Here is a 26,569-nt window from a genome sequence, read left to right on the forward strand (position 1 = left end):
GCCGCTCCCTTGGAGGCTTTTGACAAACCAGCCTTGGCTTACTTGCCGCGAAATATCAATCATGGAAGGTCGCGGGCCGGTGTCAAAGACCGACTGGTCGCCTTCCCGCCCGACTGCTCCTGAAAAGGCTGACGCATATGGATTTTGAACACGTCACCTTCGATCTGCCACACGGCACCTTCCACGCGTTGCAGGGGGGCGACCCCGATGGCCAGCCGACGATTGTCTTGCACGGCTTCCCGGACCATCCGCCGACCGCGAAGCCCTTCCTTGCCGAGCTCGGCCGCCGGGGGCGTCACGTCGTTGCACCCTGGCTTCGCGGTTATGCGCAGTCCCCGACCGCGGGGCTGTTCGACTTTGCAGCCCTCACCAGCGACGTGCTCGCGCTGATCGACCGCTGGTCTCCGGGGCGACCCGTGGAGCTGATTGGCCACGATTGGGGCGCTCTGATCACATATGATACCTGCGTCACTGCGCCGGAGCGGATTGCTCGCGCGGTCGCGCTCTCGATCCCTCACCCGCTCACTTTCATGAGCAGACTGGCGCACCCTGCTGAGTTGTGCCGGAGCTGGTACATGGGGCTCTTCCAACTGCCAGGAAGCGGCTGGATCGCCACGGCCCGCGATCTGGCCCTCATCGACCACCTCTACATCACTGCGTGCGGCTTAGTTGCGGAGCCAATCTTATGCCACCGTTTCGTTCCGCCGTCGGAAGCGGAGAATAGAAAACCAGCCGCAATTCTGTCCATCGTCAAGAGTTATAAACCGATAATAATTCAATTTGTAATTGACGAAATCAAACGTGGTGATAACGATCAAATCGCGGTGATTTTCGGGGGCGGAATGGATCAGCAAAATATTCATTGCGGCACACATGCCGTAGCGCGGTTGACCCGGGTTCGTGGTCGGCATGTCACAGCATTTGAGCCGCCTGGCCGGATTGTGCTGACGTCGAACCAACCCAATTCAATTCAATGCGGCACCACATGACCCACCACGATCAGGCCTCTGCTGAAAACTCTGATCCGGCGAATAAACCCGAGGGTTCGTCTTTTTCGCAGAGAGCGGCGCGCCCGCTTTTAATAAAATCATAAAGCAACAACACGCTTTTACGGTATTTCGCAACTGTCCTACTGGCGTAAAACGACGGGCATCCTGATGAAAAGTGTGAGTAAGTGGATAAGTCCAATATTACCTCGAGGGGCCTCGAAGTATTTTGACGACAAAGTTTTTAGGTTGATAAATTACTTCAATATATTTTTTATATCCGCGCTGTTCCTTATCTACGTTACCGACATATCAACGATGGCTCTTAGTGTGATTGAGCCGGCGACCACAATCCCTGGAATTTTTTCTTTCATGCTTGAAAGATATCGAGATTTTGAATCTGTTAAACCCGGCCAAGGGGCGTTCTTTGTTGTCGCCAATATAATCCTCCTCGCGGGCACAATGGCGCTGCTCGTTGCCATTTTATCGAGATTTATCAGCTTCAAGGAGCGTCTTCCGGCTAAATTCACAAAAAGTAATATAGCGACGCCTTTTGTGGCTACGATCTTTATATTCTTGTCATTTAGATTTTTATTTTTTTCAGATTTAACGTGTAGCACGTGCGGCACCATAGCGTCCCGCTCTCTCAATTCCCCACTGATTATAATCATCATCCCCGCGATTTACACGGTCTTGATAGAGTCATTCATTCAAATATTTAGCGCTGGAATAGTCGCGTTGGCCACGAAGGAGTAAGGCGATGGACTCAAAATATAGCGACGGCCAGGAAAAAGATGATCGCACGGGTGAACTTCCAGAGTGGGCAGCTAAATTATTTGCCGCTACTATCGAGGGCACCAACTATCTTGTTACAAAGCATGGATTCGTAGGTCTGGCTTTTGGAAGAGGCCTTGCATGCGGCTCAAGGCGACGCACCGAAGACGAAAACGGCGTGCATCAATAAAGCTTGTGGTAAACAACAAGTTGATCTGTTGCAATCAACGTGCTATTTATCGGCTATGTTATACACTCAGGCGCAACTTAGGCACGCTATAGGCGTCGGGACCGAGGTCATACGACACTGGAAAGGTGTTGTTCCTCTACTGGCAGCTAAAAGTGGGCCTTCTCCGCAGTTCACCTTCGCCGATTTGCTGTGTTTGGCAATAATGCGGGATCTTACGGAGCGCTTGGGAATTTCGATTGGCCGACTTGGTCCTGCCTCCGAAAGCCTTTTCAAGCTATGTAACTGCTCTCCTGCTCACGGCCTCGAGCGAGGCTACATCACCTTCAATGGGGAGGCTTTTACTTTCCGCAATGATAATCAGCAGTCAATATTCGCCGAAACGATAGCTTCTGTAGCTGTCGGCCCGATTTTGATTAAGCTGCGAGAAGATTTGCTTGCAAGTCAAGTATTAGACGCGCAAGCTGTCTTCCTTTTTCCGCCATCGGCGGTGAAAGGGTGATAGTGGAGACATTTAACCTTTCAGGTCTATTGGTTATGAACGCCTTGAAGAATCGATGGTGGGAGCGAGAATGAGTGAAGTATCAGCTATCATCTCTGCGCGGCCAGCAGTAGAAGTTCTTGCGCAGATGCTCGACGATATACAGGAGGGACGTAAGGACGTCAGCATTGCTCCAGGAGTTGGGAAACAGCCCTCATCGGATCAAACTCTCGTGTGTCTTTTTAATTTCGAACCGCGTCTGCGTTATCTGCGTTATATTGTCGAATTTAATCGACTTTTGAACGAGTACACTGAGTATAATTTTGACGTTTACTCGATCCGTCGAGGTTGCATAGATGTGTGTTACTATTCAAAAATGTTTTCCTCGGGGGAGAAGAACACAGTGCGTCGGCAGATCATCAAATTGGTGAGAGATTATGACATAGCAAAAAGCTTTCATATCTCTCAGTACATCCTTTTCGGTAGGCATTATTCAGGTAGTATAAATGAGCACACCAGCTGATGAGCTGACTGCGCCAAACTCCATGTCTTCCCTCAATACACGACTACGAAGGCCAGCCGACCTCAAGGAACCGGTTCTGGACATTGTTGTTCTGGGGGCACGACTTGAGGAGCAGGAGGCGCTTCAAAAAGAATTTGAACGACATGCAGACCAGGTCGCCACGCAGCAGCTCGAAGATCGGATGAAGGCCGCTCTTTACGACGGATTGCCGGTCTACGCCATGAAGGATCTTAGCTCATCTTCAGGCGGGAAAACGATCAGTGTCGGGGTTATTGAGTGCACGGACATGGGCAATGTGGCTGCAGCAATCAATACCGCCTATGCTATTTGTGAGTACCGGCCTTCATTGATAATTTTTAGCGGGATTGCGGGAGCACTCGATAGCGGCAACATTCGAATTGGCGATGTTATCTTCCCCCGAACTATCGTGACGCGCGACTTTAACAAACTGAAGTCGTTTGAGGGCGAATTCGACGCGTTAGAGGATAGCGACAAGAATGAGTCCCTAAGCCATTTGAAAGCTAAGCTACATTCCTATCAGCGTACCGTGTCGATTTCGGAACGCGCAAAGAAAGTTCTGACCCGCATACAATCTGACACCGTAAACAGCGAACTTCGAAACGAAAACATTCCTGCCGAATGGCTGCGGGAATTCGCCATACCTGCTCGAGCACCACACGTTATACACGAAGAGGCTGCCTTTTCCTGGAACGCCGTGCTCAGTAATGAACCTTACGTGCGATTTCTGAAAAAGCACATTGGAAACGCTTGGACGAGTGTCGAAATGGAGTCTTACGGATTTCTCAGTGCTGTTGAGCGGGTGAAGAATATATTCCATACTGACGGATTGGTCATACGAGCAATCTCGGATTTTGCTCAACACAAGGATCTTTCTCGCTCAGACCCCAAATGGCGGAAGCTTGGCCTAGCGAACATGGCAATTGCGACTCGTTGTGTGATTGAGCGAGCGTTTTCGAGAGTATATTGAGCGTAAGCCCATTGCTTCAGGCGCGCAGGATCCTTTGCTCATCGTCCTGCGTTTATTGCTCTTGAAAGGAATCGAACTGCCGACCCCAAGATTATACGATCCATATGTGGTTGAAGAGACCTGAGTGGTGTTGCCATCGATTTGCACCCCCCCAGCACCCACCCCGAAGGCGCTGCGTTGGCCTCACTCCGGCTCGCTGAAGAACTGGCAGGATCAGTCCAAACCTCACATCAAGCCTATGTCGTTTTGATTGCTATCATTCCTCGCGCATAGCCCTGTTGATTTGATCTGCGAGGGGTTTCACCAGGTACGACAAAGCAGTCCGTTCGGTCGTCTTGATGTAGGCTTCGACCGGCATGCCGGCGAGCAGGCTCAAGTTGCTTAGCTTCTTTAGCTCCTCTGAATCTATTTGAATACGAGAGGTGTACCAGCTTTCGCCCGTTTGCGGGTTGCTGACGAGATCGGCCGCAACTGTTTTCACATACCCGGCAATTTCAGGAGTTGTACGCTGATTAAATGCAGAAAAACGCAGGATCGCCTGTTGCCCGACATGTATCTGGTCGATGTCGGCTGGCTGAATTTTCGTCTCCACCACCAGCCGGTCGTTAACAGGCACGATCTGCATCACTGTTTCCCCGGGGGTGATGACGCCACCGATCGTGTGGACGGCGAGTTCATGTACAACACCGTCATGCGGGGATCGTATATCGATGCGCCTCAACTGGTCTTCGGCCGTAACCTTTTGCTCCGAGAGTTCGGCAAGCTTGTTCTCAACATCGCGCAGTTCTGTCAAAACTTCAGCCAGCCGGTCCTGGTCGAGCTGTAAAATCTGAAGCTCTGTTTCTGTAATTCGAGTCGCGGCTCTAGCAATCTCGGCCATGAACTGTCCGCGTTCACCATCGAGTTGAGCTCGCAGTCGCTCCAGTTCCGCGAGACGGTTGAACTGGATCAACTGCTGACCTGCCAGGCTTCGGACCCGAACGAGTTCCTGGCCGATCCAGGACAATTCCTCTTCCTTGGCATTCTTGCGAACAACAAGGCCCTCATTTTCCTGACGTATCTGGTCGATACGTTGTTTCAGCTGAGCCTTCTGGCCATCAATGGTTTGTCTGCGAGCCCTAAAAAGGGCCACCTCGGCTTGAATATACTCAGCACCATCTAAGGCTGTCGTATTTGCTGGTGATGTCAACAAAGCCGTCATCTCTCGAGCGTTCTCGCGTTCGGCCGAAAGACGCAAGCGCCGCGCATTGAGCTGCTCGATCTGTTTCTCAACCATGGCCAGCCCGGCTCGCGTCACTGTATCGTCAAGCCGGATAAGCAGGTCACCGGCCTTGACGACAGCCCCATTGCGCACCCGGATATCGCCGACAATGCCGCCTTCTCGATGCTGGATGCGTTTGACGTTGCCGTCGACAACAACGGTCCCCGCACCCACCACTGCACCGGAAAGATTTGCAGTCGCGGCCCAGCCACCAACACCCAAGACCATCAAGGCAATGGTTCCCGCTCCCGCAATCGTATAAAGCCGGATAGAGTGGCTGGCAGCGCTTGGTTTCGAGGTGTTAGGATTCATGCTTTTTCCGATACAGCGCGCATTGTCGTTTTACGTAGCACCTCGTCACGCGGCCCGAAGGCAACCATCGCGCCTTGCGCAAGAACGAGAACATTGTCTACGGCAGAAAGCGCGTTCGGCCGGTGCGCGACAATCACCACAATGGCACCTCGATGACGGGCGACGACAATCGCATTCGTCAGCGCCATTTCGCCTTCCGCATCAAGGCTGGCGTTTGGTTCATCCAGAATGATCAGGAACGGCTCGCCAAACAACGCGCGGGCGAGCCCAATCCTCTGGCGCTGTCCGGCAGAAAGAGACGCGCCGCTATTACCGATCCTTGTGTCGTATCCGTCCGGCATGGACAGAATGAGCTCGTGCACATCTGCCTGTTTCGCCGCCTCGATGACATCAGACGGGTTAGGCGATCCGGAAAACCGACTGATATTTTCCGCTATTGTTCCATCAAACAATTCCACACCCTGTGGCAGGTAACCGATCGATGGGCCAAGCGCTTCCGGATGCCACTGGTCAATCTCCGCCCCGTCCAGCCTGACGGATCCGCGTGCTGGTGGCCAGATGCCGACCAGAGCCCGGACAAGCGTGGATTTCCCAGAACCACTAGGGCCAATGATGCCCAGTCCCTGCCCCGCTGAAAGCGAGAAGGTGACGTCCCGGACAGTGGGGGATTGGTTGCCTGGAGCCACAACGGCAACACCGGATACAGACAGTGTTTTTGATGGCGTAGGAAGAGCCATTCTTTCCTGATCGGGGCCAATCCTGTCGAGGAGTTGACCAAGGCGCGCCTTTGCCTGCCGAAAGTTGATGAATCCACGCCATTGACCAATCGCCTGCTCAATTGGGGCAAGCGCTCTCGATGTCAGAATGGAAGACGCAATCATCGCTCCCGGTGATGCGAGCTGCTTTATGGCAAGCCATGCTCCCAGCGCGAGAACGGCAGATTGCAGTGCCAAGCGAAAAATCTTCGAGAAGGTTGAGAAGCTGCTCGTCGCATCACTCGCCTGCCGCTGCTCCTCAACATAGGCTGAGTTTGTCTCGTGCCATTTGCGAGCATAGGCACTTTTCATGCCCATAGCATGCAACGCTTCTGCATTCCGCCGCCCAGCCTCGATGTAATCGGCGCGCGCCGATGAGAGCGCGGCCACTCGCCGTGTCGGGTCACGCAGAACAGCGTCGCTACAGAGCGTCAGCGCGATCAGCAGGGTAGCTCCGGCAATTGCCAGCCAACCGAGATAGGCGTGAAAGAGAAACAATATGCCGATGTAAAGCGGCAACCATGGCATGTCGCAGATGGCCACCGGACCCGGTCCGCTCATGAACTGGCGCATATGTTCGAGATCGCGAACAGGCTGTGCCGCCACCTCCTTTTTTGACATTCTGAGGGGAAGCAACATCACCGCATCGAAAGTCGGACCGCCGAGTTGTTCTTCAATCCTTTCGCCGATGCGCGAGAGAATTCTGGACCTTATCAGCTCAAGAATTCCCAGAAACAGGTAGAGAACGATGGCGAGCATCGATAAGGCGACAAGTGTTGGAACACTGCGGCTTGAGAGAACCCGATCATAAACCTGCATCATAAAAAGCGGGCCAGTCAGCATCAGAATATTGGTGAACGCGCTGAGAAGAGCAACGGACCCAAACGCATTGCGTGTCGCACGCAAGGCAGCGGCGACCGGAGGTCGCCGCACTTCACTATTCGAGTATTTGGACAAGAGTCAGATCCTATGCAACGAAACGCACGTCATCCCGATGCAGGTCGGCAAGATTGACGTTCGCGAGCGTAATGCCATTTGTGCCGTCAATGTTGATAATGGTGTCATTACCAACCTGTGACGCCGCGGCCAGAACTGCCTCAAAGTCGGCCAGGACGCCACCGTGGAACTCGAGAACGTCATCAGTTCCCGCGCCTGCGACAAAGTCACCAATCGTATCCCAACCGAATTCGGGTTTGAACACGAAAGTATCGTTGCCCGCACCGCCTTCGAGATAATCGCCGGTGTTCCGAAAACCTTCGATCAGATCGTTTCCGGCGGTTGTCGCCTGAGAAAGGATTGTCGAACGGACATCTTGTTTACTGTAAGTCCAGTCATCAAATACGAACTGTTCGATCCCTCGTGAATCATCTTCGAGCGTACCTGTGATCAGTATCTGACCACCGGGGCCCTGACCTCCAGGGACGCGAATTACCAAATCACTTTCTCGACGCTCAAAAAAGACGTCATCAAAATTGAAACCCTCTACGACCAGCTGATCGATAGAGTTGTTATCAGAATACTCGACAATAATGTCATTACCGTCGTCTTGAGCGTAGGAGAATATGTCAGATCCATCCCCACCCCACAAAACATCGTTTCCATGACCTCCAGATATAGCGTCGTTGCCGACTCCACCTGAAATTATATCGTCGCCCTCGCCTCCAGCGATAACATCATTTCCGCCACCTCCTCGCAAATAGTTGTCAGCGGCATTGCCGGTAAGAGTATCGGCGAACTCGGAGCCCGTAACATTTTCGATTGAAACATAAGTCTTTCCGTCGGCATCCCCTCCGATGCCCGTTCCCAAACTCAGGTTGACGTCGACTCCGGATTGAGAGTCGGAGTAATCGACCGCGTCAGCTCCTCTGCCTCCAGTAATGGTTTCCTCGGCACCGTCAGAACCATTGGCGGTTTGAGCGTCACCTGCCTCGCTCGCGCGCAGAAGTTCGGGACCTCCGGCACGGGACCGAGAATAGCCATCGAGCGTGATACCAAAATCACCGTTATAGAAATCCTTGATGGCGACGACCGGATGCAAAGGATAGCCAGCCATGACAAACAAATGAGGGATCAATAGTCCGCTTCCGTCAGCAATATAGGTTAAAAAAACCAAACTTTCGCCGGACTTGAAAAAATTGGGAGGATAGAACTCAGCCGCGGCGTACTGACCCCCAACGGCGATTGCTTGAAACTGCTCGTTTGGCTCCCAAGATGGATGCCGCATCTGTATCAATATGTTTCCGACACCGTCACCATCGCCCTCATCAATCGTATCAATGATCGAAAGAAGTGACGCATAGTTGTCGCTATTGGAATCCTGGCCATAGGCCCAATCCCACGTTTCGCCTTCGGTGATCGAAATCAGGTAGGTGTCGTTGCCCATACCACCTTTTAAAAGATCGCCTACACCATCGTTCCACTCGGTATGATCCGCAGTCAGGTCGAAACTGCCAAGTTGAGTGGGACTGGAAATAGTTCCGCCGGCGAGAACATCCGCGCCGGCGCCGCCGATAATTCTATCCCGATGCTGGTCACCAAAAAGAACATCATTACCATCTCCCCCATCCACAATATCGGTATCAATGCCCCCGCCAATTATATCGGATCCACCGCCTCCTATGAGGATTTCAGCATCCATTCCTCCATACAATTCATCCCCGTCGTGGGATAAACCAAAAATGGGTGTATAGGCGGCTACATCGACAGCGCGAAGACCATAGAGGGAGTAGATAAACGCGTTAGTAGCTTGCAAGCTCCCGGCTATACGGTCAATTCCATTGTTTTCAATAGCAATCGACATGGAGCTAGCCGCCAACGCTCCCATATAGAGGAATGATATAGCTACGTCAGAAAATCCGGTAATCGGGCTTGAGCCAATCGTTGTCGCAGCAAACGCCGATGTTGCGCTTTGCAAAAAAGCCGAAAACTCGTAACCCGTAAAATCTACATTGATGATGTTGTTTTGATAAAAAGAATCATCGCCCAGGAATATGAAGAGCGGGTTTCCTGACCATCCACCCTCATCACCGTTGAAATATTGGGAGATGGTTACGTTGGCATCTTTTTCCCCGAGCGTATTGAGATCCGGAGCTACGCCGTTGAGCAAAATATCCTCTGCGACGGCCTTGGCCACATTGTTAGACACTGTCTGCAGAGGCACTGTCGATGACTGTCCGAAGCGGATGAAATATTGGGAAAGCGAGTATTCTCTGATGAAGTCGCTATACAGCGTATCACCCCTGTTCACGCCACTCGCACCGACAAGCCAGGAAAGCACCGAGGGATCCACACCATCTTTGGGCTGTCCTCCCGGCTCAGTCAGAACAGCAAGGATTGTTTGGTAGACTTCATGGTAGGGAGCCGCGCCGGAGTTTGCCGCGTCCAGCGCCGAACCGACAGCACTGAGCTCTGAATTAGTCAGTAGATACGCCATGATCAAATGCCCCTGATGAGTTTTTGGCCGAAAAGAATTACGTTGTCGTCGATTATACTTTCGATTATACCTAAAATATTTCTTTGCCCATCCAGCCTAATACGTACATTTATCTCCAAATTATCGTTGATGGTGTAAACAAAATAGGCTCCGTTCAGTGAAGATTTACTTGGGAATACGGTTTTCTTTATATTTATATTGTAAACATTTGCTAACGACTTCCTGATCCAGCCGGATCTTTTCTCGTAATCACGCCTAAACTCATCATATATGTTTATAGATAATATCTCGACCACCACATTTCTTTCGAAGGAAAGAACGCTGTAAGCGCATAGATCCGGGTTTAATAACCCGGCGTCGCACGCGTGCTTAGCCCAGATATCGGCCTCATCGAGACGATACCCTTCAGAAATCAATTCCCTGAAGTAAGCAAGTTTTTGCAGTCGACCTTTTTCGCCCGTGTCCAATTGAACGTGAGCGCGTTGATCACCTCGCGACAACGAAAATCTCCAAGCTCCTGTAAGAGGGAGCTTGTAGACGGTACCGTTGGCGTCGAAATCCACATAGCTCTGCACTTGAGCCCAACTAGGCCCCTGTTGGAGGAAAATCAGTAGAAAGAGCAAGAAAGCAAATACACGTCTCAAAATCAGGCTCCGCCTCCTTAGTAAAGTTCCTGCCAACGGGAGAACTCGATCGTGGGCTCCGGTTGTTATGCAACGAAACGCACGTCATCCCGATGCAGGTCGGCAAGATTGACGTTCGCGAGCGTAATGCCATTTGTGCCGTCAATGTTGATAATGGTGTCATTACCAACTTGTGACGCCGCGGCCAGAACTGCCTCAAAGTCTGCCAGGACGCCACCGCGGAACTCGAGAACGTCATCAGTTCCCGCGCCTGAGACAAAGTCACCAATCGTATCCCAGCCGAAGTTTGGCTTGAAAACGAAAGCGTCGTTGCCCGCACCGCCTTCGAGATAATCGCCGGTATTGCGGAAACCTTCGATCACGTCATCGTTTGCCGTCATTGCTTGCGACAACAAGACACTTTGAACATCCGCCTTCGTGTAGGTCCCTTCCATCAATGTAAACAGTTCGATGCCACTGTTTGAGTTCTCGCCGAGAGTATTCTTTATCGTGATTGATCCACCATCGTTGGCGCCAGCAGAACTGTCCCACACTGAGATAATGAGATCGTCGCCCATGCGGCTTAACCCAATGTCAGCAGTCGACAAACCGTTAAAAACCAGTCGATCGGCGTTTCCGGCCAATTGGTCTTCCGCAACCGTATCGTGGCCACCCCCACGTCCATAGTTGTAAACATCGTCGCCCTTACCGCCAATCAGTTCATCGTCGCCCGCTCCGCCGTCTAGGTAATCATCGCCTGCCCCTGCGATGAGCACTTCGTTAGCGATTCCGCCTGTCAAATTGTCATTACCGGAGCCGGTCACAATCTTTTCGATGGAGATTAGGGTCTCAATTCCCTCGGGATTCGCGAGAGTGTGGGCCTGCCCCCCCAGAAGATTGATGATCCAGCCGGCCCCAGAATAGCTGAAGTCAACCGTATCGAAGCCATTTCCACCATCATAACGATCAAGCCCAAGCCCCCCTTCGAGGGTGTCACTACCATCACCTCCGAACAGGGCATCATTGCCGGCGTCACCGAAAATGAAGTCATCTCCTCCCGCTCCGTTCAATTGGTCGTCGCCTGCGCCACCCCGAATGATCTCGGATGCCACACCACCGTTGATGATCTCGTTGGTAGAGTCGCCAATGATCGTCCCAGCATTCCCGGATGCAAGGCTGTTGTAGTACGCTTGTTTAAGGCTAGTTTGCGTCCACACTACATTGTCGGCAAACCTGAACTCTTCGATCCCACCAAACTCGCCCACCAAGGTAATCGACCAAGCGTTGTTGTCGCCTTCGATTCTGTAAAGACCGCTCGCTTCACGCAAGATGCGAGCCGATGTCGAGAAAATCCCCGCGCCGAAGACAAGAACGTCGTTAGCGGGATTCTGACCGCTGTCCTGAATGACATCGTGCCCATCGTTGACCCCGAAATGATAGGTGTCGGAGCCTTCTTTGCCGTCTGCTACATCATCGCCGGCCCCGCCGCTTATCACATCGCCTCCCCCCGTGCCGGCGATCACGTCATTTCCGGAGGTCATCGAAGATGCGAGGACAAGGATCTCGACGTCGCTGCGGCTCAAATGTTCTCCCGAGGAGAATGTCACCAGATCGATACCATGACCGGAGCCGTCCAACTGGTTTTCGATAACGATCGATGAGCCACCGACCGTGATCAACAGAGAAGACCCGTCGCTGGCGCGTTTGAACGCAATACCCGACCCCGAATAAGCAAATTCGAAAACGAGTTCGTCGATTTCATCCACCGGCGAAACGTCGGAGATCCTGTCGTTTCCATCGCCAAGCGAGTACAGGTAGCGGTCTGCCCCCAGCCCACCATTTAGAACATCATTTCCGGTTCCACCACGCAAGACGTCGGCGCGATAGGTTCCCGTAAGAATATCATCGCCGTTTGAGGGTTGGTTACCGCCAGCGGTCACCGTGATACTCTCTCTCGTCCAAACTGTTCCATTGGCAAACAGCAGGCGCTCTATTCCGGCCCCATTGGTCGCCAACTGATTTTTTAGAACGATGGTCTCTTCGCGCGATCTGATGCGCAAAACAAGATCGTCAGCATTCTGTGCGGAAACTTCGAAGAAGACATCAGCAGTCGTTATTCCACTGCCCAGTTCAAGCGCATCGGTTGAGATGGTATCGGCGTCTTCTTCAATTATATCGTGGCCGTCGCCTAACCCGAATACGTACGTGTCGCCCCCCCTTCCTCCCGACAGCCGGTCGTCACCACCGAGACCGTGCAATCTGTCGTTTTCTCCTGTTCCAACCAGGATATCATTTGCCGAAGTGCCTACAACCGCTCCAGCACTTGTTGAGGACTGCTGCAGGCTCTTAGGCAGATCTGACACAGAAATACGCGTTCCATCCGCAAACTCTACGAATTCTACGCTCGAAATCTCAACAATATCGCCCGTATCAGGCAAGAATATCGTGGTCCATTCAGACGGACCGCTAAACACGCGCAAATCACCCAGACCGATTGTCGGCCCGAAACGTAATGTGTCCGAACCACTGCTCCCATAGAAGACATCTTTCCCGTCACCACGGTTGAAGATGTAGACGTCGTTTCCGGCATTGCCGTCGACATAATCATCGCCGATACCTCCTGCGATGACGTCGTTTCCTTGGTACATGATGACACGGTCGTCACCTGCACCAGTATTGACAATCGCAGTCCCCGACGAAAAGTAGAGGTAATCGTCACCAGTCGTCGAGTTCTGGTCAGCGTAAATCTGATGAACTTGAGCCTCCGTCCAAAACACGCCGTTGGCAAACGAGATTTTCTCAACGGATCGGATGCTTATCTCGTCATTGGAGCCGGAAATCCGTAGCGTGAAGAACGTCTGATCTGCTTCATTCAGTCTGACAACTATATCGCTCGGAAGTATCCCTTCACCGAAGCGAATGGTGTCGTTATAAATCCCGCCTTGGAAGACGTCGCGACCATCGCCTTTATTGAAGATATAAATATTGTCTCCAGAGCCGCCGTCGGCATAGTCGTCGCCAGTGCCACCCGAGATGATGTCATCGCCGGCTTCGCCATAGATGCGGTCATCGCCGGCCCCGGAATTTATGACGTCATTCAGATACGACGTATGAATGTAGTCGTCCCCAGATGTCGAATTCTGATCTGCGTAGGTCTGGTATAATTGAGACTGGGTCCAGATCGTTCCGTCAGCGAACTCGATCTTCTCGACGTCGCGTACGCTGACTTCATCCGTGGTCCTGGCAATCTGCAGTGTCAGGAAGGTGTGATCGGCTTCCATAAGCCGAACAATGATATCCGAAGGCGATATATTGGCACCAAACCGCAAGATGTCGGTCTCGAAAGCGCCGTCAAATACGTCGCGACCGTCACCCCGGTTAAAGATGTAGGTGTCATTGCCCCAGTTGCCATCGGCATAGTCGTCCCCCATACCGCCCGTGATGATGTCGTCGCCATCTTCAGAGTAAATCCGGTCATCACCCGCGCCGGTATTGATGACATCATCGCCGTCATATGTGTGAATGTAGTCGTCGCCCGACGACGAATTTTGGTCGGCATAAACCTGATAAAGCTGTGCCTCGGTCCATACCGTACCGTCCGCGAACTCGATCTTCTCGACATCGCGTACACTGATTTCATCCGTTGTTCCGGCAATTTTTAGCGTAAGGAAGCTATGATTGGCTTCCATAAGGCGAACAATGATATCCGAAGGCGATATATTGGTACCAAATCGCAAGGTGTCGGTCTCGAAGGAACCGTCAAATACGTCACGACCGTCACCCCTGTTAAAGATGTAGGTGTCGTTGCCCCAGTTGCCGTCGGCATAGTCGTCACCTGTACCGCCGGAGATGATGTCATCACCATCTTCAGAGTAAATTTGGTCATCGCCCGCGCCGGTATTGATGACATCATCGCCGTCATAGGTATGAATGTAGTCGTCGCCAGAGGTCGAATTCTGATCGGCGTAAACCTGATAAAGTTGCGCTTCGGTCCATACTGTACCGTCCGCGAACTCGATCTTCTCGACATCCACTACACTGATTTCGTCCGTCGTCCCACTAATCTTCAGTGTGAGATACTGATGGTTGATCTCGTAAAGCTTGACCAGAATATCCGATTTATCAATATTACTGCCAAGCTTTAATGTATCTGTTCCGGAGTTTCCGAAAAAGACGTCACGCCCGTCACCCCGGCTAAACAGATATGTGTCGTTGCCCAGTCCCCCATCTGCAAAATCATCTCCCGCTCCGCCTGATATTGTATCCGCCCCTTCCAATCCATCTAGGCTATCATTTGCGGATGTCCCGACAAGAGTATTTGCACCGCTGTTGCCCTTGATAGTGTTAAGAGTAACTGCTTGCTGGCCAACGGCAGCAGCAAGTGCACTACGATCCCAAAATGTACCGTCAGTGAACTCAAGACGTTCGATGCCTCCACCATTTGTTCCGAAGGCGTCCTTGATGACGAGTGCCGAACCATCCGACAAGTATATTCTTAGCGTATCTGTATCATAAGCATCAAAACTGAAGGTTAAGTCTGAAGCATAAATACCTGGTCCGAACACCAGACGGTCACTACTACCTTGGAATGCCTCCTCTACGATGACATCGTTGCCGTCACCGAGATTGTAATAATAGGTGTCGTCGCCCCAGCCGCCGATCAGGACGTCGTCGCCTGTTCCGCCAATAAGCTGATCGTTGTCGTCATAACCATAGAGGCGATCATCACCGGCCCCACCGTTCAGAAGATCGGTCGTATCGAAACCACGAATGACATCCTTGCCCGCACTCATCCACGAAGAGCGGAAAAGATCGAGGATCTGCTGGCGGTCAAGCGTAGTGCCGTCAGCCGTCTGAAGAACCTCCACGCCACCCAGGTAGTAGCGACCCATGTTCAGGAGAGTCAGCCGGTCGCCGTTGGCGAAGGTAATCCAGCCGTTAGCGGATGAATACGGATCCTGTGAATACGAAAGATTTGAAAGTGAGATGCCATTTCCGAATATCAGCTTATCGGCTGTACCTTGATGAGTTTCATCAACGATAACATCGTTGCCGTCACCGAGATTGTAATAATAGGTGTCGTCGCCCCAGCCGCCGATCAGGACGTCGTCGCCTGTTCCGCCAATAAGCTGATCGTTGTCGTCATAACCATAGAGGCGATCATCACCGGCCCCACCGTTCAGAAGATCGGTCGTATCGAAACCACGAATGACATCCTTGCCCGCACTCATCCACGAAGAGCGGAAAAGATCGAGGATCTGCTGGCGGTCAAGCGTAGTGCCATCAGCCGTCTGAAGAACCTCCACGCCACCCAGGTAATAGCGACCCATGTTCAGGAGAGTCAGCCGGTCGCCGTTTGCGAAGGTAATCCAGCCGTTGGCTGATGAATACGGATCCTGTGAATACGAAAGATTTGAAAGTGAGATGCCATTTCCGAATATCAGCTTATCGGCTGTACCTTGATGAGTTTCATCAACGATAACATCGTTGCCGTCACCGAGATTGTAATAATAGGTGTCGTCGCCCCAGCCGCCGATCAGGACGTCGTCGCCTGTTCCGCCAATAAGCTGATCGTTGTCGTCATAACCATAGAGGCGATCATCACCGGCCCCACCGTTCAGAAGATCGGTCGTATCGAAACCACGAATGACATCCTTGCCCGCACTCATCCACGAAGAGCGGAAAAGATCGAGGATCTGCTGGCCGTCAAGCGTAGTGCCGTCAGCCGTCTGAAGAACCTCCACGCCACCCAGGTAATAGCGACCCATGTTCAGGAGAGTCAGCCGGTCGCCGTTGGCGAAGGTAATCCAGGTAGCCGCCGCTGAATTTGGATCCTGTGAATATGAAAGATTTGAAAGAGAGATGCCGGTTCCAAAAATCAGCTTATCGATGTCACCGTAGCCATATCCTTCAATAATCACATCGCTCCCGTCACCGAGATCGTAATAATAAGTGTCATCATGCCAGCCACCGATCAGAACGTCATCCCCGGCCCCACCGCGAATCTGGTCCTTATCGTTATAGCCGTAAATCCGATCATTCCCCGCGCTGCCATTGAGCACATCTGCTTGCGACGAGCCCACGATATAATCACTATTTCTGTCCGTGGCTCTCGCGACGAGTGCATTTTTGATGTCTTGTGCAGACCAGATTGTTCCATCCGCAAATTCGAACCGTTCGAGCGGGAAACTCGACAGTTGGCCCAACACCTCAATGCGTCCTGGCATTCCGCGGAATGTAATGAGCAGCGAACGGTCGTCCCTCCCGCCCACCGACAAATGAACATCCTCGAAAGAAATGCCTGCGCCGAAAACCAGTTTATCCGCGCCCGAATTCTCTGAAATGACGATGTACCCGTCGCCTCGGTGGTAGATGTATGTGTCGTCGCCTTCTCCGCCAACAAGTTGATCATATCCACCGCCGCCACGCAGTGTGTCGTTGCCTTTGCCGCCTGATAGGATCTCGTCAGAGAACCCGCCAGCCAGAATGTCGCTACCCGTCGTCTGGTTCTGATTGATGTACAGCTTGTTAAGTTCGCTGTAAGACAGGCGGGTGCCGTCAGCGAATTCGAATAATTCGATGCCGTCAGAAAAATCGGGATTCCGATAGTGGATCGAAAGCTTGTCGTTAGTGCCTTCAACGCCAATCACAAGCACAGAACTATTGGCAGAATCCCTGGTCAAGACCAAATTAGCGGGAACAATATCGGCTCCAAACACCACCCGGTCGATGTCGCGAGAAAGACCGAGGTCGATGATGGTGTCCGCCCCATCACCGAGATTGAAGCGGTAGGTGTCAGATCCGACACCTCCCTGGAGGATATCCTCTCCACCCGCACCGGCCAGATCATCATCCCCGAACGTGCCTGCACTAGTGGTGGATGCTGAATCACCCACAGAGATAACCGATGGAAGAACGCCTTGCGTGATCGCGGAAATTATCTGACCCTTTGACCACACCGTGCCATCGGCAAATTCGAAGCGTTCGATACCGCTAAAGTCGGTCAAAAAGCCGCCGGTTATAACTAGGAGCGCTGATTGGTTGCTGTTAATCCGGATCATGAGATCATCACCGACGGCCGAACGGTGGATGATCAGGTCAGAGGGAATAATACCGTTTCCAAATACGATGACATCATTTCCGGTCACTCCGGAGTCGCTGATCACATCTACACCGCTATCAACGCGGTAAACATATCTGTCCGCACCATCGCCGCCGATCAATATATCACGTCCGGCTCCGCCTTCCAGGATGTCATTGCCGGCGAAGCCGCGCAGCACATCGTCGCCGGTACCGCCTGAGAGCCAGTCTTCGGAATCGTCACCCAATAAGCGATCGTTTCCAGATCCTCCGTCCAGAACGTCACCAAGCCCGCCACCGGACAGAAGAACATCATCTCCATCCCCGCCGAACAGCCAGTCATCGAGTTTTCCACCAATAAGAAGATCGTTACCGGCACCACCAAACAGATCATTGCCGAGGTCGCCGCCGTAGATCTGATCGTCACCTGCGCCACCGTTCATCCGCGCGGCAAAGCCAATCTCGGTTTTGCCAGCCCTGTCAAAGCCGTTAAAACCGATGAACTCGCCGGCTTTACCGGATTGCGAAACATCGCCGTCAAACCTGTCGCCATCGACAAATATATAATCAGAACGATCTCCGCCGCTAATGGTGTCTTTCTGTCCCGGCGCTATCGTGTCCGCAATAACCATTGGCGAATCCGCCCCGAGTACGAACCAGCGTTCTCCATCAAGATAAGTGAACGCGACTTTATCGCTGGTGACAGCATTATGCTGCAACCACCAGTCCCAGCCACCCGTCCAGTCGATTTCCGATCGCTGATGAATACCAAGGGCAAACACCTGCGCAAGCGTCATCTGCCAGCCGATGGCGAATTCGCTGTTCGGATCGGCAGCGATAATAGCGTTGATTGCAGAAATGTTCCGCAGATAATTCTGATATTCTTTGGCGATCATCAACGCGGACATCAACTGATTGAGAGCGTCCGAACTGGACGTCTCTTGCGTACTTGCGCTTCCGCCTGTCGGATCGATCACCGTTCTTGGAACAGCCGTCGCGCCATCGGTGTTGATCGACCACTCTTCATAAGTTTCCAACGTCGCATAGATTGCCCGGCGCGCGTAAACATCACCACCAGCAATCTCCATCGATCGCAGCGCCTCGAAGACACCTATATTGATCGTGCTCTTGGCATCCGACCCGAGATTGTACTCGTGCCCATCGATCTTGACGGAAAAATCCTTTTCGACGAAACCAAAGGTCAGGCGCGCAACGTTACCGGCCAGCACATCGCCATCGACCAAATCAAGAATGGACTTGACAATACTGATGTGGCTTTCACCCAAATCGCGCGCAACGTCTTTGTGTGTTCGATCTTCACCGTAAACCCTCGTAATTCGATACAGATCTTCGAGCGTATTGAATTCGACATCAGCGAACCCTTCTGGATCGTCGCCGAATATCCCGCCGATAAGACCACCGAGCAAACCTCCCAGGAGAGATCCGATAAATGTTCCAACGGGTCCAAGCGAACTGAAGATGAATGCGCCAATATTGGAGCCGATATTTGAGCCCATCTGCTCAGTGTAAGTATCGAAGTTTCCGATATTGTTGGCTAGGATCGTTCCCGCCACACTCCCTAGCGAGGTCAGCATGGAGGTGGAGACGCCCACATTCCAGGGATTGCCGGCAATAATATTGTCGCCGATTTTGACGATGGCAGCCTGTGTCGGGCCTGCGACAAGTGCCGCAAGCTCTGGATCCATATCGAGCAAATCGGCTAGTTGTGACCCGGCATAGGATCCAAGCGCTGCGAAGCCTGCCGATGCAATGATCTCACCGAAATTGAAGCCATTGGCAGAATTGTCGAGCGCTTGTTGCGCTTCAAACGCAATAGTTCCGCCGGCATTCGCTGCAAGGAACTCTAGCGCAGCAAGTTGCGCCAGATTAGAACCAGTTTGCTGAGCAAAAATTGACAGCGCGCTGGCAAGTGCTGGATCAATGTCTGCATCGCCAATGAGTGCCGAAACCAGTGAGCGGCCAGCGTAACCGCCTACGCTGTCAATGACGTTGAGGGCATAGCGCCCCAGCAAAAGCTCACCGTTGAAATCGTCATCGCCCAACAGGGCGTCTGCGGCTACAGAACCAAACGACCGCAGTGCCGACCCGATCAGGATATTCTGCCAAGGGCTATCGGCAAAAATTATATTTGAAATTTGGTGTAGAATATTGTCCGCAAGATTCGCCTCGTCTGTTTGCGGAAGGAAAAGAGAATCATTGTGAACGCGTATGCCATTCGCGATATAGGTATGATATATTTCAACCTCAAAATTGAATGTTTTACGAATATTTTCAGACGAAGAAAAAACATTTGAAATATCTGTCAGTTTTTTTTCAATTACATCTTTTTCATCTAAAAAAATTCGACGAGCCGTGACTGAAACTGGCGAACCATTCTTCGATAGAAGGCGGCCAGATCCGGTATTCCAGTCGATCAAGTTTTCGATAACGTCGAAATTACCGGTGCCAGTCGCAAACCTGTGACCAGGAGTGACTAATAGCACTTGTTCATCTGAGTTAGATAAAAAGCGAAGTTCGATCCATTTATCGGTCATATTATAAAACAGGCGAACGACCCTACTTGGTATCAGTTCGCCAAAGCTATTATAGGCAATTACTAAGTCATCAACGCAGATCGACTCTATCGGGCGCTGCGTACCGTCCGCCATTTCAATCAGAGTTCCTGCGGAAAAACAGTAATCTTGAGGCTTGAAAATGCCGAGATGATGTACTGAACCATCAGGATCAATTCTAAATTTGTCGAAAGGTGTGAAATTATGAACGTTACCATGCGCGTCCGTCACAATAACAACTGCGGGGTCGCTAGTGTCAATTCGCGCGCCATTTGAACCAACTATATTAGTTCCCGGCGTAGCAATTGGAGGTATACCACTATACAAAAATATATTTCCGGCAGTAATAAAGTATTGTGCGGCACTTATTCCGCCATCAAGAAAGCTCTTCAGAAGAAATTCCTGAGGATTGTAATATCTTTGATTTGCTCCGAGCTCTACAGAAGCAAAATAATTGTCATTCGAAACAAAAAATATTGGTGAATCGCCGAATTGCTCCGACGCAGCGACCATACTTCTCTCACCGTTGCTGGATCCGGGAAGAAATTGCGGAGTGGGAACTACTTGTATTTTTCCCAACGCTTGACCCTTAGCAATCCAAGCAGCAACAAGCGCCCCATCAGGGTAGCCTCCGCGCGTCACCTCAGCCAGAATCGTTGAAGTAATAACAACGGTATTATTTGGAGTAAAAAGGGAATCTAGGGCAGCATTTCCCGTCTGCAGCTGCTCTTTTCCTAGATAAATTAAGGCATTTGTATCTACGAAAGCTAATTCGGACATTAATATACCTCAGCCTAAAACACGGAAGTAAATCGGGGAAAATTGCTTAACAGCTTCTTCGAATCGCGTTAGGCATACCAAATTAGATTTTATATTATTTAGACAATTAGTAATAATCATTGCCGCTTCATTTAAATCATCACCGCCGTAAGCGGCGTATAGTTCCATCATGTAGTCCATTTCAGCGTTGTAATGCTCACCTTCACCAATTTTTTGCTTAGTATTTAAAATGAACCAGTCTTCTGTAATTCTTTTTGTTAGATCGGCATCGCCAATTACAGAAGCAATAATCTGTTTATACTTTAAGCGATGGAGCTCAGCCGTCCTATTTCGCTTGCCAGCGGCCTCCTGCCAAGAAGCGGTAACCAGAACGTCATCTGTGATTTTATCAAGATCGAATATTAATAAATTTGAGTTATATACCCCGACATCTTTTCGGCGATCCGCCGAAATAGCTTCAGTCACTGGATCTACGACTAGAAAACTTCCGTTCCAACTGGTTGGAATTCCCTCTAAACCCGAAACTTTCCACATCATGCTTCCACCACTGGATATACATTCTCTTCAAAAAAACATTCTAAAAAGGAGATAGTATTGGCAATCTCATTTGGCATCGTAGACACTCTCTCGGGAGTATCTTCAGCTCATCGTATGCAAATCGTAGACGTTGATTTTGCTACCATTCCACAACCGCCCTTCGTCCACCCGGCGCCGCCTGCAACATCTTAAATCTTTGAGCTGACAAAACCCGTGTCTTTAGTTCTTCGATCAATCCATCCTGACCCCCAAAGGGACATATGAAATCAATCAGCCACAATTGATCGCCAGACTTCCAGTCTGTTGGCATTAGGCGGCGGATGCCGTTCGTCACAATTCGCTCTTCTGCCTCGTCTCCAAGAAATGCCCACGATGCAAATCCGTAAGGGTTGCCGGCACGTTCCCACAAATGGAACTGCCCCAACATAATTGGAGGCGTTACAAGCCATTCAATATCAGTGATCATCAGGTGTTTATGGAGTGGTGAGCGCGACATGAGCCATACGGCGTGGCCGATAGCATTAACACGCGCCTGACCGGCCCCTTTGCGTAGCCCAAGCTCGTTTTGGTGATCCGAATTCGCTTTATTGGTGCTTTGCATCGCACACCCCCATTTCCACCTATTTACCTTTACAAATCTGCTTTCATTTATCAACTCAAAATTGAGATATTCAGATGTGATAGAACTTCAACCGCTCAAATTAATAGGTTATGCAAGTGGTGATCGTCGTCCGGGCCACGGCACAAAAAAACTCTGGGCGGCTCAGCAATAATTCCCCGCCTCTGAGGAAACGAAGGTTCTGTGCGTTACTGCAAGGTCGTTAGCTTTGCATGGAACTGAAAGGAAGGCCGATAAATCCCCAGTTGACATGCTCTTGAACCAAACTGAACCGCCGACCCGGTCATTTGAAGACGTTTCGCAAGAAAAGACTACACAACAGCAATCAGGACCGAGCGGACGGCCAGTTATTTGACGGCTCTCCACCTCAACAGGTAGCCAAAACCGGGCCCGATGAGAGCTCCACCGATAACCCACTCAATCAGGGTGAGCGGGCTCTCGTCGGGATCGTGTCCCGTAAGGTAGAGAAAGAGGAAGAAAGCCAGAACACCTCCGATGATCAACGCCAGAGCCAAGATCAGGCTTTTATGGGATTTCTGCATGGTAGTTCATCCTTCCGAAGTGCAAGCGGGCCAGATAGCCATGTCTTCGACATGCACGCTAGTCAAAATGTTCCCGTACGTTAGCGCCCATGCATGAAAGAGGCTCAACTCATCGACTCTGCCAGCGTCGTAAAGATGCCGAAGACGAAGCAGTCGATTGTCGTTGTGGTGTCTAGGTCGCCCATCAGGACTTTCAGGTCGATCCCTTGCTGCTTTATTCACGGTCACCATGCCAACTACTAGCGAGCGGTCGATGCGAGGGAGTTTCCTTACTAAAAGCGCGTCGCCTGCCCAAACGATCTCAAGCGCCTTCGCTGGGCAAAGCGTTTCGGCGCGCACGCCGAGCAGACATTGTCGTAGATCTTCTAGCACCCGGCACGCGCCAACCTGTCGCGTTTCAGATCAAGGTTTTGCTCGCCGGTGAAACACGTTTAGCCAGCATATCGATGCCCGCCTCCATATTAACTTAAATGTGGGAGAGTCTATCGGCTATGGTTATGTGGAAGGGTGTTTGTGAAATTCGGCGGCTTTCCAGGTCTTTTGCTGGTTTCATCTCATACTGATGGGACTATTCTAGCAGGACAATCAAGCAGAGAGGAGATTTGGGATTGTTGTTGCAATTCATGATAGCCGGAAGCTTCGCATTGGTCCTACTCGTGCTGTTGATCTTCATCTGGCCGCGGAGAGAGGGGCTGCGGCGAGTGCTTGCCAGCGGCATAACGGGTAGCTCTGGCGGCCACGACTATCTTCCGCATACCGGCGGCTGCAACGACACCGGCGGGGATAGCGGAGGCGGCGATTGTTGATGGCGAAAATCTATTATGTTGGGACCTGCCCACAGTGTGACAATCAGGGCCGCCTCTGTCTACAGAAGGACGTGACCCGACAGATGATCTATGCGCATTGCGAGGAATGTGAGTGGGGATTCCGCAAGCCCGAGGATGTCATGCATCCACATCGGGCGTTCCTGACGCTGTTGGAGGAGTATGAGACGGTGAACCCGACCGAAGACGAAATCTCGCGATCCTCTTGGGCGCCTCACGTCGTAAAGCACGTCGATGTTTGAAGGGCCTAGTCGCGTACCTGAAGCAATGTTGAACGCGTCCGAACTGGCATCAAGGCTGGGAAATCCTTATGTAGCTTTCTGTTCCTTTGCTACCCAGATCCCGAATAGGGAAAAGTTGTCATCGCCTTGAGCGGAATCGAACTGACGACCCGCAGCTCAAAATTGCTAAGCTATTGAAAACGCGGATGGTGAGCCAGTATTGAGAGGTGAAGGACTATCGCGTCACGGTGATCATCATGGCGTGGGAAAAGGGCTCAACACTTTCTCCGGTTGCTGTCGCGGTATTCCGGTCGCCAACCTAAATTTAGCGGACGAGGAGACAACAAGAAGCGACTATGATGTTTCGTACTGAGAAGTCGATCAATTGCTGGAGTCAATGCTTTGATGGCTAACGCCGCTCATACCCAAAATTTCTTAACGTTCGAGCATGTCTACCCAACCAAATAAAGCGTGCATCTTAATCGGCGCGTTTGTATTCTGTGGTTGTGTTTGGGGGACTTTATGAAATTTGACGACATTGAATGGCTGGGCGGTCGATTTACAGAGTATGGATCTGCTGCCCGCGCAGCGGCTGGCATATTGCTCAAACAGAACGGTTGGGACTGGTACTACCTGAAGTCGAGGTCAGCCTTGGAGGAAGCGCTTCAACGCGCCATACCCGGCCACGAAACTGTCGCTTGGGGCGGAGACGAAGCGGTTCTTTCGATCTCCGAATGGCTTGACCCCGCAAAGGCGGTGATCCTTGGCCGATTGTTCAAGTCAACGGCCAGGTCGCGGCCAGGGCTACGAATTCGAATTGCCCGTGATGTCTGGGACTGGGATACGACAGAAAATGCACCAGAAGTGGTTCGAGCAGATTTGGCCCATGCTCTGCCGAATACGGCAATATTTTATGACTGGCCGGTGAACCGAAAGCCTCGCCGTATCAATGTCGATCGGCCCGATGGTAAGATCGTGGTTACCTCGCCAGATGCGTCACTATCGCGATCCGTTGGCTTAGCTTTGGCTGAGGCAATTGGCGACGCGGTCTTCGAAAGCACCGGTGAAAAAGCCGATATCGTGGTAGCAACTTCCGCGACGGAGCTTCTCGCTTCGAAGATTGCGGCGAATGTCGTTATCATCCTCGAAGATAATTCGCGCGCGGTCATCGACAGGCTTGACGATATCCGCGTCGAGAAGGCAGCGCGATGCGTAGTTCGCGTTCCCCAACAAAATGCCCACGAATGGATTGGCAGCTTTGGTACCCATTGGCGGGCAAATTTCGTCAGCATTGACAGAGCCGTTCGATTTGCCAATCGCGCACAAGCCGTTGAAGCGGAACTCGTTGCAGCCAATCAAACTTTTCTCCATCAAAGTCGGCAATATCTTAGAGAACAATACCGCGAGGTTCTTCCTCGGACTGACAGCTATATCGGGGGATATCAGCCGCAGCTCCTGCCTGACCAACCGCTTTACGATACGGTCCCGGAAGCTGAGGAACTGCGTGCTCCACCGCCATCCAAGAGGATGCTCGAAGCCACCGTTTATCAAGGCAAGCGCCGAGTTCGGGACCTACCGCCCTCGGGTCAACTGCGAATCGAGCTGATAATAAGACCAAAAACGTTTTCATCGACTGGTGTACCCGACTTCCCGGATGACTTGATCAACTGGAGAGGTGACACACGGAAATTGCAGGTGCATATGGTCGAACTGGATCGAGATGTCCGCACAGCCCAGATAAGCCTCCCTCGTCGCGGTTCGTCTAACCTCATTGAGTTCGACTATGAGATCATCTCGCAGAAAGAACTCGATCTGCGTTTCATGGTTTGCGACGGCACGCAGATTTTGCAGACCGCAAGATTAAAGGCGAAGCCACGAGGCGGGATCAGGCTTTCTTTCGAGGCCGATTTTACGTCCCTTGAGAAAGAACGGAAATCTTTCGATCTGGCCTTGATGGTCAACGACTCGCTGGGTTCGCGCCCGAGCGCAACCGTCCTATCCCCCAACGGTGTCCAAATCACTGCCTTCGACAGTGGTGAAATCGGCACCTTGCGCGCGACGGCCAGCAACCTGCTTGAGACTGTCGTCACCAACCCTGAAATATCGCTTCGAGACGCGCTCATGCAGCTTGCGGACGTCGGGAGCAGCCTGCTCGAGGTCATACGGGAAGAGATCGGAGTCTGGCCCTCTGACCTTCAGCGCGTTCAGCTGACGACAAAGGACAACGCTTTTTTTCCTCTCGAATTTCTCTACGATGGCATTGTGCCGAAGGACCCGAGGGCTCCTCTGTGCCCTGACTTCCAGACGTGCCTGCGATCGAAAAAGCTCCGCGCTAGGTGTGGGACGCGCCAGGATGCTGAGGTACTATGCCCGATGGGCTTCTTAGGGCTTCGAACGGTTATCGAACGGAAGGTTTGGAGCGAGGGACCGCTAGGTCCGATTTGGCTGAAAGAGTCTCTTGAACTTGCAGCACGCCATCAAATCGGGCGGATCGGCCAAATAGCGTTTGCGGCAAGCGATATTGCCGATGAGTTCGGAGACGACGACACGCTTCCAAGCGGCCTTACTTTTGCGCGCATACAGTCGATTGTGGACGAGCTCGCACCTCGATTGGAAAACTGGGAAGAATGGGAGGAGGCCGTCGTAGATGAAGACTTCACGATGGGCATTCTAATCGCTCACATCGACGACACCAAGATTTTCATTGGCGCCGATCACCAACGAAACAGCTCACGGCTTGAGTTCGGGACTGTACCCGTCGCGATATTGCTAGGGTGTAAGAGCGCCGTCAGCGCGATACCTTCACTCAGCCTGCCGGCAAGAATCATGCGGAGAGGCAGCACGCGCGTCGTCGTAGCGGCGTTGACCGACATTCTCGGACGACATGCAAACACTGCAGCGCTCTATCTAGGAAAGCGCATTCGAGATGCTGCAAGGGGTTCCGTGGCCGTGACGTTGGGAGAGTTCATCGTGGAGCTGAGGCGGGAGCTTCTGGCAGACGAGGTAGCAACTGGGCTGGTCCTAGTCGCCCTCGGCGATGCCGATATTGTTTTAGGTGGATGAGGGGCAC

General features: G+C 51.8%; 13 protein-coding genes. 5 read left to right on the forward strand and 8 right to left on the reverse strand.

The genetic code is table 11. The features are described from left to right. The first annotated feature begins 137 nt into the window (after window positions 1-137). From CRO62_RS27500 to CRO62_RS02945, 4 genes are all read left to right on the forward strand, one after another. Window positions 138-989, forward strand: a complete 852-nt coding sequence (locus CRO62_RS27500; RefSeq protein ID WP_323455444.1) for an alpha/beta fold hydrolase — start codon at window positions 138-140, stop codon at window positions 987-989. Between the two features lie 896 nt (window positions 990-1,885). After that, window positions 1,886-2,449, forward strand: coding sequence for a hypothetical protein (locus CRO62_RS02935; protein ID WP_179784442.1), 564 nt, complete (start codon window positions 1,886-1,888; stop codon window positions 2,447-2,449). 70 nt (window positions 2,450-2,519) lie between these two features. Then, window positions 2,520-2,951: a hypothetical protein gene (locus CRO62_RS02940; protein WP_143539377.1), complete on the forward strand. Its 432-nt coding sequence runs from the start codon at window positions 2,520-2,522 to the stop codon at window positions 2,949-2,951. Next, window positions 2,935-3,939 (forward strand): hypothetical protein, encoded by a 1,005-nt coding sequence (locus CRO62_RS02945; protein ID WP_097099124.1) that lies wholly within the window; start codon window positions 2,935-2,937, stop codon window positions 3,937-3,939. The genes CRO62_RS02940 and CRO62_RS02945 overlap by 17 nt, the downstream gene beginning before the upstream one ends. A 256-nt stretch (window positions 3,940-4,195) precedes the next feature. Here CRO62_RS02945 and CRO62_RS02950 read toward each other — a convergent pair whose 3' ends face one another. From CRO62_RS02950 to CRO62_RS02985, 8 genes are all read right to left on the reverse strand, one after another. Further along, entirely contained in the window at window positions 4,196-5,512 is a 1,317-nt protein-coding gene (locus tag CRO62_RS02950; RefSeq protein WP_097099125.1) for an HlyD family type I secretion periplasmic adaptor subunit, read from the reverse strand. Further along, the gene (locus CRO62_RS02955) at window positions 5,509-7,224 is read right to left on the reverse strand and encodes a type I secretion system permease/ATPase (protein WP_323455445.1); all 1,716 of its coding nucleotides are present in this window, start codon (window positions 7,222-7,224) and stop codon (window positions 5,509-5,511) included. Before CRO62_RS02955 ends, CRO62_RS02950 begins: the two co-directional genes overlap by 4 nt. A gap of 10 nt (window positions 7,225-7,234) precedes the next feature. Beyond that, entirely contained in the window at window positions 7,235-9,700 is a 2,466-nt protein-coding gene (locus CRO62_RS02960; protein ID WP_097099127.1) for a calcium-binding protein, read from the reverse strand. Window positions 9,701-9,702: 2 nt separating this feature from the next. Beyond that, on the reverse strand, window positions 9,703-10,344 hold the full coding sequence (locus CRO62_RS02965) for a hypothetical protein (protein ID WP_143539378.1): 642 nt from the start codon (window positions 10,342-10,344) through the stop codon (window positions 9,703-9,705). A 65-nt stretch (window positions 10,345-10,409) separates the two neighbouring features. After that, window positions 10,410-20,756, reverse strand: coding sequence for a calcium-binding protein (locus CRO62_RS02970; protein WP_097099129.1), 10,347 nt, complete (start codon window positions 20,754-20,756; stop codon window positions 10,410-10,412). A 9-nt stretch (window positions 20,757-20,765) separates the two neighbouring features. Further along, complete coding sequence (locus CRO62_RS02975; RefSeq protein WP_097099130.1) at window positions 20,766-21,293, reverse strand: hypothetical protein; 528 nt, start codon at window positions 21,291-21,293, stop codon at window positions 20,766-20,768. A 139-nt stretch (window positions 21,294-21,432) separates the two neighbouring features. Further along, entirely contained in the window at window positions 21,433-21,894 is a 462-nt protein-coding gene (locus CRO62_RS02980) for a toxin-activating lysine-acyltransferase (protein ID WP_097099131.1), read from the reverse strand. 365 nt (window positions 21,895-22,259) lie between these two features. Further along, window positions 22,260-22,454, reverse strand: a complete 195-nt coding sequence (locus CRO62_RS02985) for a hypothetical protein (protein ID WP_097099132.1) — start codon at window positions 22,452-22,454, stop codon at window positions 22,260-22,262. A gap of 1,567 nt (window positions 22,455-24,021) precedes the next feature. Here CRO62_RS02985 and CRO62_RS27000 point away from each other — a divergent pair. Further along, the gene (locus CRO62_RS27000; RefSeq protein ID WP_143539379.1) at window positions 24,022-26,562 is read left to right on the forward strand and encodes a hypothetical protein; all 2,541 of its coding nucleotides are present in this window, start codon (window positions 24,022-24,024) and stop codon (window positions 26,560-26,562) included. Window positions 26,563-26,569 lie beyond the last annotated feature (7 nt).

It is taken from the genome of Rhizobium sp. AN6A (assembly GCF_900215635.1).
Lineage (GTDB): Bacteria > Pseudomonadota > Alphaproteobacteria > Rhizobiales > Rhizobiaceae > Agrobacterium > Agrobacterium tumefaciens.